At 38.5% G+C, this 17,231-nt stretch carries 10 protein-coding genes; all 10 read left to right on the top strand.

Annotation, left to right across the window (positions count from 1 at the left end):
• Positions 1-40 precede the first annotated feature (40 nt).
• A complete protein-coding gene (locus tag GOQ16_RS04395; protein WP_160068195.1) occupies positions 41-1,966 on the top strand; it encodes an alpha/beta hydrolase-fold protein in 1,926 nt (641 codons plus the stop codon).
• Positions 1,967-2,070: 104 nt separating this feature from the next.
• Positions 2,071-4,467 (top strand): glycoside hydrolase family 95 protein, encoded by a 2,397-nt coding sequence (locus tag GOQ16_RS04400; protein ID WP_240140959.1) that lies wholly within the window; start codon positions 2,071-2,073, stop codon positions 4,465-4,467.
• A 20-nt stretch (positions 4,468-4,487) separates the two neighbouring features.
• Positions 4,488-5,969 carry a xylulokinase gene (locus tag GOQ16_RS04405; RefSeq protein WP_160068197.1) on the top strand — a complete coding sequence of 494 codons (1,482 nt, stop codon included), beginning with the start codon at positions 4,488-4,490 and terminating at the stop codon, positions 5,967-5,969.
• Between the two features lie 7 nt (positions 5,970-5,976).
• Complete coding sequence (gene xylA, locus GOQ16_RS04410) at positions 5,977-7,305, top strand: xylose isomerase (RefSeq protein WP_160068198.1); 1,329 nt, start codon at positions 5,977-5,979, stop codon at positions 7,303-7,305.
• Positions 7,306-7,453: 148 nt separating this feature from the next.
• Positions 7,454-9,019 (top strand): glycoside hydrolase family 43 protein, encoded by a 1,566-nt coding sequence (locus tag GOQ16_RS04415; protein ID WP_160068199.1) that lies wholly within the window; start codon positions 7,454-7,456, stop codon positions 9,017-9,019.
• Positions 9,020-9,053: 34 nt separating this feature from the next.
• Positions 9,054-10,457 (top strand): glycoside hydrolase family 43 protein, encoded by a 1,404-nt coding sequence (locus tag GOQ16_RS04420; RefSeq protein WP_160068200.1) that lies wholly within the window; start codon positions 9,054-9,056, stop codon positions 10,455-10,457.
• Between the two features lie 6 nt (positions 10,458-10,463).
• Entirely contained in the window at positions 10,464-11,840 is a 1,377-nt protein-coding gene (locus GOQ16_RS04425; RefSeq protein ID WP_160068201.1) for a glycoside hydrolase family 43 protein, read from the top strand.
• A 15-nt stretch (positions 11,841-11,855) separates the two neighbouring features.
• Positions 11,856-13,220, top strand: coding sequence for a glycoside hydrolase family 43 protein (locus GOQ16_RS04430; protein WP_160068202.1), 1,365 nt, complete (start codon positions 11,856-11,858; stop codon positions 13,218-13,220).
• 15 nt (positions 13,221-13,235) lie between these two features.
• A complete protein-coding gene (locus GOQ16_RS04435; RefSeq protein WP_204987418.1) occupies positions 13,236-15,098 on the top strand; it encodes a sialate O-acetylesterase in 1,863 nt (620 codons plus the stop codon).
• A gap of 20 nt (positions 15,099-15,118) precedes the next feature.
• Positions 15,119-17,212, top strand: a complete 2,094-nt coding sequence (locus GOQ16_RS04440; RefSeq protein ID WP_160068203.1) for a glycoside hydrolase family protein — start codon at positions 15,119-15,121, stop codon at positions 17,210-17,212.
• Positions 17,213-17,231 lie beyond the last annotated feature (19 nt).

Here is a 17,231-nt window from a genome sequence, read left to right on the forward strand (position 1 = left end):
GATTAAAATATAATCTTAACCAATTATAAACATATAAATCATGCTCAAGAACATTCTTTTAATAGCGCTTATTTGGATTATTGCATCCAATGGTTTTGCGCAGCCAGGCAAAGTAGCTCCTCCAGGATTTGATGTCAAGAAAGAACTAAAGTCTTATGGAAAAATAGATACGATTACCTATTCGTCCAAGACTGTTGGCGCAAATAGGAGAGCCTTAATTTATACACCTCCAGGTTATTCTAAATCGAAAAAATATCCTGTATTGTATCTATTGCATGGAATCGGCGGTGATGAAAAAGAATGGTTTAAGGGTGGTGTACCTCATATTATCTTGGATAATCTCTATGCAGAGGGAAAATTAGAGCCCATGATCGTTTTGATGCCAAACGGTCGAGCAATGAAAGATGATCGCGCCGTAGGTAATACGATGGCACCAGATAAGGTAGAAGCTTTCGCAACATTTGAAAAGGATTTGTTGAATGATTTAATTCCTTATGTGGAGAAGACATTTCCAGTTAAGAAGGAGCAAACTAGTAGAGCAATTTTTGGACTTTCGATGGGGGGCGGTCAAGCCTTGAATTTCGGATTAGGTAATATGGATTATTTTGCGTGGGTCGGTGGATTTTCTTCCGCGCCAAATACACGTCAAGGAAAACAATTACTTCCCAATCCGGATGAGGCACGCAAAAAACTGAAATTACTTTGGATTTCTTGCGGTGACCAAGATTGGTTAATTTCCAACAGCAAACGCACGAGTGATTACTTAAAGCAAGAAAAAGTTCCTCATGTCTATTATTTAGAACCAGGAGGTCATGATTTCAACGTATGGAAGAATGATTTATATATGGTGTCGCAATTATTATTCAAAGAGGTGGATTATAAAAAATTAAATGATCTAAGCCCTATTGGATATACGCCTGAAACGAATGTACGTAGGGCAAAATATCCACAGGTTTTCCCAAATAGCAAAGTTCATTTCCAAATTCATGCGCCACAAGTTCAGAAGCTTCAAGTCGATCTTGGAAAAAAATATGATATGACGAAGGATGCAAATGGTACCTGGAATGTGGTGACGGATTCAATCGGTGAAGGAATACATTATTATTCATTACTTGTGGATGGAATGGCAATTGCAGATCCTGCGAGTAAAACATACTACGGTATGGGACGTATGGCAAGTGGAATAGAAATTCCCTTTGCTGGTGGAGATTATTATGCATTGAAACAAGTGCCACATGGAGAGGTTCGTATTAAGCGTTATTTTTCTTCGGTATTACGTGAATGGCGTCAATGCTACATTTATGTGCCCGCAGGCTATGAGCAATCAACTGAAGGATATCCTGTGTTATACCTGTTACACGGAGGAGGAGAAGATGAGACGGGTTGGGTAAACCAAGGAAAAACTGACTTGATCATGGACAATCTAATTGCTGAAGGAAAAGCAAAACCTATGGTTATAGTGATGATGGATGGAAATATGAGTGTACCAGGCGGAGGTGGAGGTGCTTTTTCAGAGGCACCACTGAAACTTTTTGATAGAGAACTTAAAGAGGTTTTAATGCCTTTTATTACTTCAAATTATAAGGTGAAAAAAGGTCCAGAAAACACAGCTTTAGCAGGATTATCAATGGGAGGTATTCAAACGTTATACGCTGGTGTAAAGGATTCACAATTATTTTCAGCATTAGGCGTTTTTAGTTCAGGATGGTTTGCTAATCAAAAAGAACTAACTGATCCGCAATACGCTTTTATGACAGCGAATAAAGATGTTATAAATAAAAATATCAAATCATTTTGGGTTTCTATGGGAGGTCAAGAAGACATTGCGTATAATAATTGCAAGATCATGCTAGCTAAATTTGATGAGATTGGTATAAAGTATACTTATAGTGAATACGCAGGTGGTCATACTTGGCCCGTATGGCGTAATAATATTTATAAGTTTTCTCAGGAGTTATTTAAATAAATTATAAATTTACAATCTTCTTTTTAAGATACCAATAAGCTAAATTTATGAGACAGCCGATACTAATTTTTATAGTTCTTATTTTATTTTGTTGCACATCCAATTTGAGTGCACAGAAGGTTCATCATGGAAGTTTGTTGCTTCAATATGATAGCCCTGCTGATCCAAAAATTTGGGAACAAGCTTTGCCAATAGGCAATGGTCGTCTTGGCGCTATGATTTACGGTATTCCAGATAAGGAGGAATTGCAACTTAATGAAGAATCGATTTGGGGAGGTGGCCCATATAGAAATGATAATCCTAAAGCAGGGGCTAATCTAAAAAATATACAACAATTAGTGTTTGAGGGAAAAACTCAAGAAGCGGATAAACTGATCAACGAAACTTTTTTTACTAAAACACATGGCATGCCGTATCAGACAGCTGGTAGTGTGCTATTGAATTTTCCGAATCATACTGCATATCAAAATTATTCCCGCGAACTGGATATTGAACAAGCAAAAGCTACCACGCGCTATGAAGCAAATGGTATTACCTATACGCGCGAAGTGATTTCTTCATTCGAAGATGATGTAATATTGATGAGGATTACTTCGAGTAAAAAAGGAGCTTTGAGTTTTGATTTGTCGTATAAAAATCCTGCGCAGCATAAAGTTGTAGCAAAGGATAACATGTTAGTATTAGAAGGAAGAGGTGGGGATCATGAAGGGATTAAAGGGGAGGTAATTTACAATACGCTAAGTTCAATCAAAAACATAGATGGAAATGTTGTCGTTGAGGATTCAAAAATTACAGTTAAAGATGCGACATCTGTTGTGATTTATATTTCTATCGGTACCAATTTTGTAAATTATAAATCGGTTTCAGGAGATGCATTTAAACGTGCATCAGAGAAGTTAAATGAAGCAAAAACAAATAAATTTGAAGATGCTGTAGCAAAGCATGCTAAGAAATACAATGCTCAATTCAGTCGGTTTAAATTAGATTTGGGAAGTAAGTCTACCAATTCTAAAATATCTACTATTGAGAGAATAAAGCAATTTCAACAGACACAAGACCCTGCATTAGTTACGCTATTGACACAGTTCGGACGTTATCTTTTGATCTGTTCGTCACAGCCTAATGGTCAGCCATCCAATTTACAAGGGATTTGGAATCATTCGTTGTATCCAGCATGGGATAGTAAATATACAATCAACATCAATACAGAAATGAATTATTGGCCAGCGGAGGTGACAAATCTATCGCAGACTCATCTGCCTTTGATTCAAATGGTCAAAGAATTAGCTGAGTCGGGTAGAGAAACTGCAAAAACACTATATAATGCGGAAGGATGGGTAGCACACCACAATACGGATATATGGCGTGTTACGAGTCCAATTGATTTTGCTGCAGCTGGAATGTGGCCAACTGGTGGTACTTGGTTAGCGCAGCATTTGTGGGAACATTATCTTTTTAATGGCGATAAGAAATTTTTGAAAGAGGTATATCCTGTATTGAAATCAGCAACTGACTTTTTATTGTCATCCTTAATTCCTCATCCGAAACATGCCGACAAAAATTGGATGGTGCTATCGCCTTCGATCTCTCCAGAACATGGACCAATGGTGGCTGGGGTGACGATGGACAATCAATTAGTCTATGACATGTTGACAAGAACGGCTATTGCGAATGAGATATTAAATGAAGATGCGACTTATCGCGCGAAATTATTAGCAATGGTAAAGCGAATTCCACCTATGCAAATTGGTAAGCATACGCAACTTCAAGAATGGTTAGAAGATGTTGATGATCCAAAAAACGACCATCGGCATGTTTCACATTTGTATGGTATGTTCCCAAGTAATCAAATCTCTGCCTACACAACACCGGAGCTTTTCGAGGCGACGCGCAATTCATTAGTCTACAGAGGTGACTTCGCTACGGGCTGGTCTATTGGCTGGAAAGTAAATTTGTGGGCTCGATTATTAGACGGTGATCACGCTTACAAGATCATCAATAATATGTTGACACTAGCTGATAAAGACAACCGTAATGGGCGTACTTATCCGAATATGTTTACTGCTCATCCACCATTTCAAATTGATGGAAACTTTGGTTTGACAGCGGGGGTAGCAGAGATGCTTTTGCAAAGCCACGATGGTGCTGTGCATTTGTTGCCTGCCTTACCAGAAGTTTGGAAAAATGGTTCTGTTCAAGGAATTATGGCACGTGGTGGATTTGAAATTGATATGAATTGGGAAAATGGAAATGTTGCAAAAGTTAATGTATTGGCTAAGATTGGCGGCAATTTGCGTATACGCTCGCACGTACCATTGACAGGAAAAGGATTGAAGGAGGCTAAAGGTGCAAATCCAAATGTGTTGAATAATAGAATAGAAGTACCAAAGGCATTAATTTCTCCGCAAGCTCAATTAAAAGGAAATAATTTGAAGAAAGTATACGAATATGATGTTGTTACTATAGCTGGCAAGAAGTATTCGTTCAATAGTGTTAAGTAAAAGTGTAGCAATAAATATATATGTTATTATTAGGAATAGATTTAGGCACTTCGTCAATCAAAGTGTCTGTCATAGATGCACAAACAAATAAAAAAATAGCTTCAACTCAATATCCGGAGACCGAAGCAGCGATTTTGTCTGAGCAGCCAGGCTGGGCAGAGCAAGATCCTGCGTCGTGGTGGAATTATACGAAATCAGCTATTCTAAAATTGAATGGTTTGGGATTGTATAACCCCAAAAATATTGGAGCAATAGGTATTGCTTACCAAATGCACGGACTTGTGGTAGTGGATAAAGACTACAAACCATTACGTAATTCGATTATATGGTGTGATAGTCGTGCAGTGGAGATTGGTAATGCGGCTTTTGCCCAACTAAATCCTCCTGCTTTTTTGGATGCGCATCTTAATTCGCCAGGAAATTTTACAGCTTCTAAATTGGCTTGGGTGAAGCAAAATGAGCCAGCGACCTATGAGCAAGTACACAAATTTATGCTACCTGGTGATTACCTCAGCATGTGCTTCACGGGTGAAATTAATTCAAATATCAGTTCGATATCCGAAGGCATATTATGGGATTTTCAGAAAAAAGGTGTTTCTGATACTTTACTAAATCATTATGGAGTTTCATCCGAATTGGTTCCTGAGATTTTGCCTGTTTTTGGTAATTATGGAAGTGTTAAAGCAGATGTTGCCGAAGAACTAGGTTTGTCTACGGATGCTTTTGTGAGCTATAAAGCAGGTGATCAGCCTAATAATGCGTTGTCGCTTAATGTATTTGAAGCGGGTGAAGTTGCGGCGACAGCGGGTACTTCGGGCGTCATTTATGCGGTTACGGATCAATTGGTTTATGACAAAGAATCGCGTGTTAATACATTTGCGCATGTCACACATGAAAATGAAAAACCAAATTTGGGGGTATTGCTTTGTATTAACGGCACAGGAATTCAAAACAGTTGGATTAAAAAGAATACAGCACCTTCATTCGATTACATGCAAATGAATCAATTGGCTGCAGATATATCAATCGGTTCGGATGGGTTAATCATCTTACCTTTTGGGAATGGAGCAGAGCGTATGTTGAATAATCGTATGGTACAAGGGCAAATAGAAAATATTGATTTTGTAAGACACAGCACAGCTCATTTATGGCGTGCCGCACAAGAAGGAATCGCATTCTCATTCCGCTATGGCTTGGATATTCTAAGACAGAATGGTATTGAACCAAAAATCATTAAAGCAGGTCATGCAAATATGTTTTTAAGTCCTGTATTCCAACAATCTTTTGCAGGCGTCACGAATACACCCGTAGAATTATACGATAATGATGGTAGTGTAGGCGCAGCATTGGGTGCGGGATTAGGTGCTGGAGTATTTACTTCGCGAAACGAAGCTTTTGCAGGATTAGAGAAACACGCTACAGTAGAGCCATCGCATGTCACATTGTACGATGAGTTGTACGAAAAATGGAAAAATAGCTTAAACAATAAACTAATAAATTAAGAGAAAAATGGAAATTTTAGTTGGAAATCAAGAGTATTTCAAAGGCATTGGACAAATAAAATTTGAAGGATTAGAATCAGATAATCCATTTGCATTTCGTTGGTACGATGCGAACCGTGTAGTAGCAGGAAAGACAATGGCAGAGCATTTTAAATTTGCTTGTGCATATTGGCATTCATTCAATGGAAATGGTTCGGATCCATTTGGTGGACCTACACAATTTTTCCCTTGGGATGTACGCGCGAATGTACTTGATAGAGCAAAAGATAAGATGGATGCAGCATTTGAATTTATGACTAAGTTGCAACTTCCATATTATTGTTTTCATGATGTAGATTTAGTTGATTACGGAGATAATATCGCTGAGAATGAGAAGAATCTAGAGGCGATTGCTGCGTATGCACAACAAAAACAACAAGATTCTGGAATTCAATTGCTTTGGGGAACAGCAAATTTATTCAGTCATCACCGTTACATGAACGGAGCTTCTACTAATCCTGATTTTCATGTGGTATCGCACGCTGGTGCGCAAGTAAAAGCAGCTATCGACGCTACAATCAAACTTGGAGGTCAAAATTATGTGTTCTGGGGTGGTCGCGAAGGATATATGTCACTGCTTAATACGGATATGAAGCGTGAGCAAGATCACTTAGCACGTTTCTTACATATGGCTAAAGATTACGCACGTAAAAATGGATTTACAGGAACATTCTTTATTGAACCAAAACCTTGTGAGCCATCTAAGCACCAATATGATTATGATGCAGCTACAGTAATTGGCTTCTTACGTAAATACGATTTATTGGATGATTTTAAATTAAATCTAGAAGTAAACCACGCGACATTAGCTGGACATACTTTCCAACATGAGTTGCAAGTTGCAGTAGATGCAGGTTTATTAGGTTCTATTGATGCCAACCGTGGTGATTACCAAAATGGTTGGGATACAGATCAATTTCCAAATGATTTGAATGAATTGACAGAATCAATGTTGATTATATTAGAAGGTGGCGGTTTACAAGGTGGTGGTGTGAATTTCGACGCGAAAATTCGTCGTAACTCCACAGATCCAGCAGATTTATTCTATGCACACATCGGTGGAATGGACAATTTTGCGCGTGCTTTAGTTACTGCTGATAATATTTTACAAAAATCTGATTATAAAAGTATCCGTGCTGCACGCTATGCAAGTTATGATAGTGGAGCAGGTGCAGATTTTGAAAATGGCCGTTTGACACTAGAAGATTTAAGAAATTTTGCAGTAGAAAATGGTGAGCCTAAATTAATTTCAGGCAGACAAGAGTACCTTGAAAACGTAATCAATCGCTTCATTTAAGCGAATCAATTCTTAAATGGATTCTAATTCTAACCTCATCTATAGAACATTTCTATAATATTTTGCAAATAATGTAAAATTGAGGTTAGAATTATTATAAATAAAAAATTAAATGTTAAATTGACATTTATAACCATTTAAACTTTTTATGATGAATTTACTTACCAAAACTATTTATGTACTATTCGGGTACATGTTATTTTTCAATAGTTTTATTTTCGCGCAGAAGGCAACTAATCCTATCATTTTTGCGGATGTGCCAGATGTGTCTATGATTCGTGTCAACGATACATATTACATGAGCAGTACGACGATGCATATGAATCCGGGGGTTCCAATTATGAAATCAAAGGATCTTGTGAATTGGAAATTAATAGGTTATTGCCATGATTCGTTGGCGGATATGGATGAGCTAAATCTAAATAACGGAAAAAGCACATACGGAAGGGGCACTTGGGCGAGTAGTCTTCGTTATCATAATGGCACCTATTATGTAAGTACATTTGCGCAGACTACAGGTAAAACTTACGTCTATACTACAAAAGATATTGAAAAAGGCGATTGGAAAGTAAATGAATTTAGTCCATCTCTACATGATCACACCTTGTTTTTTGAGAATGACAAAGTATACATGATTTGGGGTGGTGGTAAAATAAATATCATCGAATTAAAATCTGACTTTTCAGGTGTTAAGCCAGAAACAGAACGCGTACTGATCGAAAATGCCACAGCGGTAAGTATGCCTGCTGGCAAACAAGGCGGACTTCCCGCGGAAGGATCGCAGTTATTTAAGGTAAACGGAAAATACTATTTGTTTAATATCTCTTGGCCTCCAGGAGGAATGCGTACTGTGATTGTGCACAAAGCGGATAAGTTAGAAGGACCTTATGAAGGCCGTGTGATGCTACAAGATAAAGGTGTGGCACAAGGTGGTTTAATCGATATGCCTAATGGTAAATGGTTTGCTTATTTATTCCAAGATTATGGAGCAGTAGGACGTATTCCATTTTTGGTTCCTGTAGAATGGAAGGATGGATGGCCAACTATTGGCATTGATGGGAAAGTACCAATGGAATTGGATTTGCCTGCAAGTCAAGGTTTGATACCGAATATCGTGAGTTCTGACGAGTTCAACAGAAATATGGATGATCCAGATTTGCCTTTAGTATGGCAATGGAATCACAATCCTGCTAATGACTTATGGTCAGTGAAAGAACGTGTGGGCTACCTTCGCCTAAAAACGGATAGATTGGACACAAACTATATACAAGCCCGTAACACGTTGACACAACGTACGATTGGACCAACGTGTATTGGATCGACCTCATTGGATGTTTCCAACATGAAGGATGGTGATTTCGCGGGATTATCCCTGTTACAGAAAAATTATGGTTTAGTAGGCGTTCGAATTGAGGGTAATAAAAAATCAATTGTCATGGTAAATGCTACTACGGGTACACCTGAAGAAGTTGCTACAGTCACATTGGATCAAGAAGTCGTTCATTTCAAAGCGGAATGTGATTTTACCAACAAAAAGGACGTTGCAAATTTCTTCTACAGTTTGGATGGTTCGGATTGGAAACCTATTGGTACGACATTAAAGATGGCTTATACGCTTCCGCATTTTATGGGGTATCGTTTTGGCTTGTTTAATTATGCTACGAAAAATACAGGTGGATATGCAGATTTTGATTATTTCCATATAAACCAATAATATATCAATAAATAACCCATTATAGTTTTCTGTTATGATCAAAAAAATCATTGCATCAGCATTTCTATGCACTCATTTTGCGCTAAATCTATACGCTCAGAATCCAGTTGTGCAAACCAATTTTACGCCAGATCCAGCACCTATGGTGTACAAAGATCGCGTATATATGTATGCGGGTGACGATATTCCCGGTTATGATTTTTATTATATGACCAAATGGAGATTACATTCTTCAGCGGATATGGTGAATTGGACGGATCATGGGGTGCCGTTAGCTTTAGAAGACTTTTCATGGGCTATTGATCGTGCTTGGGCGGCACAGTGTGTGGAACGTGATGGAAAATTTTATTGGTATATCTGTGCACAAACCAACCAAAATAATGTGGGAATCGGTGTTGCAGTATCAGATAGTCCAACAGGACCTTTTAAGGATGCTATTGGGAAACCTTTGATCATGAATGGAAGTTGGTCAAATATCGACCCCACCGTATATGTGGACGATGATGGACAAGCTTATATGTATTGGGGAAATGGAAGTCTTTATTATGTGAAGCTCAATAAAGATATGATTTCCTATTCGGGTGATATCGTAGAAGTACCACAATCCATTGAGTCATTTGGTGGCGTGCGTCGTCCTCGAGGAAGTGAAAATCAAACACCTCCAGCAGAGCAAAATAAGGATATGTTTATTGAAGGCCCTTGGTTTTATAAGCGAAATGGAATTTATTATCAACTATTCGCTGGTATGGAAAAGGGTACAGAGTGTCTTTCTTATTCGATTAGTAATAGCCCAACAGGCCCTTGGAAATACCAAGGACGAATAATGGTGAACCAACCTACAAATAGTTTTACAAATCATGGTGGAATTATAGACTTTATGGGTAAATCCTATCTATTTTACCATACGGGTTTATTACCAGGTGGCGGAAGTTATGGGCGTTCATCAGCAATCGAGGAGTTTACTTATAATGCGGACGGTACAATACCTTTGATAAATATTTCTAAAGAAGGTGTAAAACCAGTCGGTAAACTTAATCCGTATCAACGTGTCGAAGCAGAAACAATAGCTTGGTCCGAAAAATGTAAAACTACACAAGACGACAAAGTCGGTGTATATGTTAATAATATCCGCACAGGTGGCTATATCAAAGTCAGAGAAGTGGATTTTGGGAATACTTCTCCTAAAGCATTCAAAGCTTCCGTAGCTTCTGGGCTAGGCGCAGGAATATTGGAAGTTTACGCAGACAGTGTTGGCGGACAGAAAATAGCAACATTAAAAGTTCCTCGCACGGGTGGCTGGAATGTTTGGAAAACTTTATCGACTACTATAGAAACCCCAGTTACAGGTAAAAAAGATATTTATTTCTCTTTCAAAGGAGAAAACTTAACAGCTGGTAGAGAACTTTACAACTTCGATTATTGGTCTTTTGAGAAGTAATTATTCATGAGAAAAGATTTTGTTTCAGTAGCCTTAATAATAGGTGGATTAGTGTTTTCTGCGTTAGCAGTGAAAGCGCAAAATCCTATTATTCAGACGATGTATACCGCGGATCCTGCACCACTTGTGTATAATGACACGCTACTTTTGTATGTGGGTAGGGATGAAGCTGAAGCACCAAAAAATCATTACCTCATGCGTGAATATCGATTATTTTCAACTACCGATATGGTGAATTGGACAGATCGTGGTGCAGCTTTGCGTACATCAGAAGTGTCTTGGTCTGTAGGTGATGCAAGTGCAGCTCAAGTTATAGCGCGCAACGGAAAATTCTATTGGTATATTTCTACGATGAATAATACACCGGGCAAAGGCGGTGTATCCATTGGGGTATTAGTTGCAGATAATCCAGCTGGTCCATTCACAGATCCACTGGGTAGGGCACTTGTCACAAATGATATGACGACGCAAGCAAAGCATTCTTGGGATGATCTTGACCCGTCAGTTTATATTGATGATGATGGACAAGCCTACTTGTTTTGGGGAAATGGAATGTGTTATTGGGCTAAATTAAATTCGGATATGATTTCTTTAGCGAGTCCAATTCAGGCTATTGACGCAAAAGATAAGAAGGTATTCGGTCCTGGATTTACAGAAGCTCCATGGGTATACAAAAGAAATGGACAGTACTATATGCATTTCGCTTCAGGTTTTCCAGAGTCCTTGCATTATGCGACAGCGAAAAATATACAAGGACCTTGGACTTATCAAGAAGAGGTTATGCCATTGGAAAAAGGAAGTAATACGAATCATCCGGGTGTGATTGATTATAAAGGCAATTCTTACTTCTTTTATCATAATGATGCATTGCCAGGTGGACATAGTTACGCCAGATCTGTTGCAGTGGAACAATTCGTTTACCTGCAAGATGGAAAAATTTCTCCATTAAAAATGACGGAATCGGGCATTACCAAGCCAGTTGGGGTATTGAATCCTTACCAACGTGTGGAAGCCGAAACAATAGCATTTGCTGAAGGTGTGCAAGCTTTAGATGATAAAGATAGCGGTGTTGTGATTGCTGGCATTCACGATAATGATTACATAAAAGTTCGTGCTGTTGATTTTGGTTCAAAGGGCGCAACAAAATTTAAAGTAACTACTTCCAGTCGTTTTCATGGTGGTACAATAGAAATTCGATTGGGAAAAGTAGATGGCGAATTAATAGGAAGTTTAAAAACACCTTATACGGGTGAATGGTCTAATTGGGTAAATAGCGAAGTGGAAATCAAAAAGACAATTGGTGTTCAGGATGTTTATTTTGTATTCAAAGGAGGTACGCCTCACGAGTTATTTCGATTTGACTATTGGCAATTTCAACACTAGATAAAAAATTTTAGAATGAAAAAGAATCTATTCATTTATTTACTATGCATACTAGTAGGGAATAGCGTATTTGCGCAAAATCCATTTGTTCAGACGAATTATACGGCCGATCCTGCTCCGATGGTTTATAATGATCGAATGTATGTGTACACGACGCACGATGAGGATGAATCTACCTGGTTCAATATGAACAATTGGCGCGTATATTCTACCAATGATATGGTCAACTGGACAGATCATGGCGTTATACTATCGTATTCGGACTTTGAATGGGCAAAGGGTGACGCGTGGGCAGCACAATGTGTCGAGAAAAACGGTAAATTTTATTTGTACATACCAGCTATTTCAAAAGAAAACAATAAACCAGCAATAGGCGTGGCGGTTGGCGATAGTCCAATAGGTCCTTTTTATGATGTATTGGGCAAACCATTGGTACAAACAGATTGGGGCGACATCGATCCTACAGTTTTTATTGATGATGATGGTCAAGCGCATATGTATTGGGGAAATCCAGATTTGAAATATGTGAAATTGAATGAAGACATGATTTCTTTTTCTGGAAATGTTGTAAACGTTCCTATGGTAGAAAAGTCATTTGGAAAACGTGAAGGTGACCCCAAAAGACCAACAGAATATGAAGAAGGTCCTTGGCTTTACAAACGCAATAGTCTGTATTATCTATTTTGGCCCGGAGGTCCTTTGCCTGAATTTATCGGCTATTCAACAAGTAAAAGTCCACAAGGCCCTTGGGAATATGGTGGAGTAGTCATGGCACGTGAGGGCGGCTCTTTTACGAATCATCCTGGTGTCATTGATTTCAGAGGTAAAACGTACTTTTTTTATCATAATGCAGCGTTACCAGGTGGCACAGGCTTTACGCGTTCTGTTGCTGTAGAAGAATTGAAATTCAATAAAGATGGCAGCATATCACCTATTAAAATGACCGAAGGAATTGTAAAACCATTGGCTACGGTCAATCCATATGAAGTTAATCAAGCGGAAACTATTTCTTTTTCAAAAGGAGTAAAATCATTTCAAAATAAAAAGGTAGGTGTTTTTGTTAAAGCAATAAAGAAAGAAGCATACACTTCTATAAAAAATGTGGATTTTGGAAATAAAGGAGCAAATTCAATTTTTGCTCGTGTTGGAACAACACACAATGGTGGAGTTACATTAGAAGTTCGATCTGCTGCTGTTGATGGTGCTTTATTAGGTACCATAAAGGTTCCGATGACAGGTGGTGACGACAGATGGCAAACGGTGGAAGTTAAGTTAGATAATGTAGTTACAGGCATTCATGATTTGTACTTTGTAGCCAAGGGAAATGCGCCATCTAATATTTTATTTTTTGATTATTGGAAATTTGGGAAAGCCCAATAGAAATTTAATCACGCTATGAAAAACCTTTGTCTCGTTTTATTTCTTTTTGGTATAGCACTGCAAGCTATAGCTGAGGTACGACTTCCGTCGATGATCAGCGATAAAATGGTATTGCAGCGTGATACAAAACTCAAAATTTGGGGCTGGGCAAATCCTCAAGAAAAAGTGACTGTTCGTTTCGGTGGAAAATATTTCTATACAGAAGCAACTAATGATGGCAAATGGTTTGTAGAGTTACCGGCACAGCCTGCGGGAGGGCCACATGTTATTGAGGTCAATGAGATAATCATTCGCGATGTCTTGTTTGGTGATGTGTGGCTTTGTTCGGGACAGTCCAATATGGAAACACCTATTGAGCGATTGCTTGAAAAATATCCAGAGATAAATGTGTCAAATAACCACATGATTCGATATTTCAAAGTACCGACACAAAACACAATTTTGGCAAAGCAAGAGAATATTCCCAATGGAAGCAAATGGTTTTCGGGTGTTGCTTCCGAAGCGATTAACTGGACTGCGTTAGCGTATTTCTATGCGCACGAAGCTTATAACCATACAAAAGTTCCTCAAGGAATGTTGGTGTCTAGTTTAGGAGGATCGGCAATCGAAAGTTGGATTAGTCAAGAGAATTTGAAGGGATTTTCAGCATTAACGTTTGATTTTGAGGCTTTGGATAGCATCAAATATTATGAAAGAGATCAAGGTATGCCGCAATGGATTGCCAATGATTATAACGATCAGTCATGGTCAATAGCCAAAATTCCGGGCACTTGGCGCGAGCAAGGAATCCGGAATAGGGGTGTTGTTTATTACAGAAAAAGTGTACATATCGCAGCTGAGAAGGCGGGTCGAAACGGTAAAATTTATTTGGGCACGTTGACTGATAGCGATTCAGTATTTATCAATGGCAAGTTTGTAGGCAGTACAGGGTATCAATATCCTCCGCGCAAGTATAATATTCCAAGTGGACTGTTAAAATCGGGTGAAAATACGGTTGTGGTGCGGCTTCGATCTAATGGCGGGAATGGAGAATTCGTTGCAGATAAGGATTATAAGATACAAGTAGATGATTTCATAGCGGATTTGAAGGGCGAATGGAAATACAAAGTCGCGGTTGATTTGAACAAAGCTTCGCAATTGCGATCAAAAGTCACAAATATGCGAACAGCTGGTTCTGGATTGTTCAATGGTATGATTTATCCATTAAAAGATTACGCTGTAAAAGGAGTGATTTGGTATCAAGGCGAATCAAATGCGGGCAATGCACAATCCTATGAACGTTTCATGGAATTGCTCGTGTCGAATTGGAGAAATTTGCATAACAATGCGCAATTGCCATTTCTGTTTGTTCAACTACCAAATTTCATGCAAGTGAGAGATCAACCTACGGATTCTGGTTGGGCAAGAATTCGCGATGCTCAATTTAAAATATCTAAGCGAATTCCAAACACATTTTTGGCTGTGACATATGATACTGGCGAATGGAACGATATTCACCCATTAAATAAAAAGGATATAGCCAAAAGACTATTTCTTGGGGCACGTGACATAATTTTTAATGAAAAGCTAGTGAGTTCAGGTCCAGTATATCAAAATTATCGTGTAGTAAATGACAAAATTGAAATAGCATTTGAGGAGAATGGAAGTAAATTAAAAGCTAAGGAAAACCAAAAACTAAAATATTTTGCAATTGCAGGAGAAGACAAAAAGTTTTTTTGGGCACGAGCGGAAATCAAGGGAAATAAAATTATTGTGAGTCACCCAGATATTAAGCAACCCAAAGCCGTTCGCTATGCGTGGGCGGATAATCCACATGATGCCAACTTAATAAATCAAAATGGTTTATTGGCATCTCCATTTAGAACTGATGATTGGTAATTACCAGTATTTAATATATTATGAAAAGATACACACATACATTTAAAAAGAAAATGGCTCTTGTGATAGGCACGACATTCGCAATGTTGTCAGCTAGCTATGCACAAGCGCCAACTACACAGCCCAAACCTAGTAAAACGACTAAGTTTGTGCATCAAGCAGCAGGTAATCCATATTTGCCATTGTGGGAACATTTGCCAGATGGTGAACCACGCGTGTTTGAAGATCCGGATCGACCAGGTAAATTCAGAGCGTATATCATTGGTTCGCATGATTTGCGTCTAACCAGCTATTGTGGTCCAGACATCAGGATGTGGTCAGCACCTGTTGAAGATTTGTCCAGTTGGCGCGACGAAGGTGCAATTTTTACATACCAAATAGATGGTAAATGGGATGTGATGTACGCGCCTGATTTAGTGGAAGTGAAACGTAGAAATGGTATGAAGGAATACTACCTGTATCCACACAGTAGAGGCCCAAATAGAGAGGCGATGGTTGCAAAAAGTCATCGTCCAGATGGACCATTTAAGCCGATCAACCTTACAGAAGATGGTAAGCGTACGCTACCTGGATCTATTCTTGGATTTGACCCAGCTGTTTATATCGAGCAAATTGATGATCCAAAAGATCCAGATTACGAAATCGGATTTAGGGCTTATGCCTATTGGGGATTCCAACGTTCATTAGCTGCTGAATTGGATCAAAATACGATGTACTCACTTCGTCCAGGAAAAAAAATAATAGATAGATTCATTCCAGCAAGTGCGCGTTACGGTGTATTGCGTGATCCTGAAGGGACTACTTATCCACATATTTTATCTGGTGAAGATTTAGGTTCATTCAACTTTTTTGAGGCATCATCTATACGTAAGGTCGGTAATAAATTCGTTTCGGTATACAGTGGTTATTCTGGTCCTGAATATGGTATGGGAAGTTCAAACTCTACATTACGTTATTTAGTAGGAGATTCTCCACTTGGACCTTGGAAAAGTGGTGGTGTTTTGGTGGACTCAAGAGGCCCAGTTTTGAGTGAAGATGGTACTAGTCTAGTAGGGACGAACGGAGGGCATAATACGCACGGAAGTATTGAATTGATCAATGGACAATGGTATGCTTTCTACCATAGACCTCCTCGTAATTTTGGATTTGCGCGTCAAGCAGTAGTAGCTCCAGTAAAAATTGAATGGGATGAAAAATCTGTAGCAGATGGTGGAACTGTACGCATCCGCGCATTTGATCCGTATGGTGAAAATAGTATTTGGACTGCAAAAGACAGTAAAGGTAATGAGTATAAAGGTGCTGAAGTGACTTCCGAAGGTTTTCATTTCTACGGCTTGGATCCATATCAATATTATTCGGCAGGATATGCGAGTTATTTATCTGACGTAGGTGCTCAACAAGATTCTTGGGATATTTGGGACAATCATATGCCTGTTCATGCTAAAAATGGTCTTATTCTTGGTTACAAATATTTTGGTTTTGGCGGTTTAGCAAAAGATCAATATGGTTTGAAAGCTTTCAAGGGAACGCAAAAAGGAAATAATACAGCTATTAATTTGTTCTTAATTCCTAAAAGTAAAAATTCATTTAAAGTCAGCATTTGGTTAGATGGTCCATGGGCAAATGCTACTTGGAAAGGTACAAAGATTGGGGAAGTCGTAGTTCCTGCTAATGCAAGTGGAACAGAACAAAAATTTACCGTAAATGTGTCTAAATATGTAGATCATTTAGAAAAGAAGAACGCTATATTTTTGGTGACCGAAGGAGAAGATGGTGAAGTTTTATATGAATTGAGTGGATTAGGATTTAGCGCTAAAAATAAACCATTGAACAGACCTAAAGTACCTCAAATTAATATATTGGTTAATGGTAAACCAATAGAACTTCCTAAAACTCCAGTGCGTTCGACAGACCAAAACGGTATTGTTGGTTACGATTTGTATGAAGCTAAATATGATGAAAAGTTAAGTGCTTTACCAAAGGTTACTGCTTCATCGGATACGAAAAGTGTAAAGGTATCCATTACACAAGCAAAATCGTTGCAAGAGCCATCGGTTGTGAAGTTTGATCATAATGGTGTCGTAAAAACATATCATGTAAAGTTTGCTCAATAATTAGGTAATATATTGTATC

The sequence above is a fragment of the Sphingobacterium bovisgrunnientis genome, assembly GCF_009829085.1.
In the GTDB taxonomy this organism is placed as follows: Bacteria; Bacteroidota; Bacteroidia; order Sphingobacteriales; family Sphingobacteriaceae; genus Sphingobacterium; species Sphingobacterium bovisgrunnientis.

Excerpts from the sequence above, each read along its gene's own strand:
- GOQ16_RS04395 (WP_160068195.1), top strand. The coding sequence starts at position 41 with ATGCTCAAGAACATTCTTTTAATAGCGCTTATTTGGATTATTGCATCC.
- GOQ16_RS04405 (WP_160068197.1), top strand. The coding sequence starts at position 4,488 with ATGTTATTATTAGGAATAGATTTAGGCACTTCGTCAATCAAAGTGTCT.
- xylA (WP_160068198.1), top strand. The coding sequence starts at position 5,977 with ATGGAAATTTTAGTTGGAAATCAAGAGTATTTCAAAGGCATTGGACAA.
- GOQ16_RS04415 (WP_160068199.1), top strand. The coding sequence starts at position 7,454 with ATGATGAATTTACTTACCAAAACTATTTATGTACTATTCGGGTACATG.
- GOQ16_RS04420 (WP_160068200.1), top strand. The coding sequence starts at position 9,054 with ATGATCAAAAAAATCATTGCATCAGCATTTCTATGCACTCATTTTGCG.
- GOQ16_RS04425 (WP_160068201.1), top strand. The coding sequence starts at position 10,464 with ATGAGAAAAGATTTTGTTTCAGTAGCCTTAATAATAGGTGGATTAGTG.
- GOQ16_RS04430 (WP_160068202.1), top strand. The coding sequence starts at position 11,856 with ATGAAAAAGAATCTATTCATTTATTTACTATGCATACTAGTAGGGAAT.
- GOQ16_RS04435 (WP_204987418.1), top strand. The coding sequence starts at position 13,236 with ATGAAAAACCTTTGTCTCGTTTTATTTCTTTTTGGTATAGCACTGCAA.
- GOQ16_RS04440 (WP_160068203.1), top strand. The coding sequence starts at position 15,119 with ATGAAAAGATACACACATACATTTAAAAAGAAAATGGCTCTTGTGATA.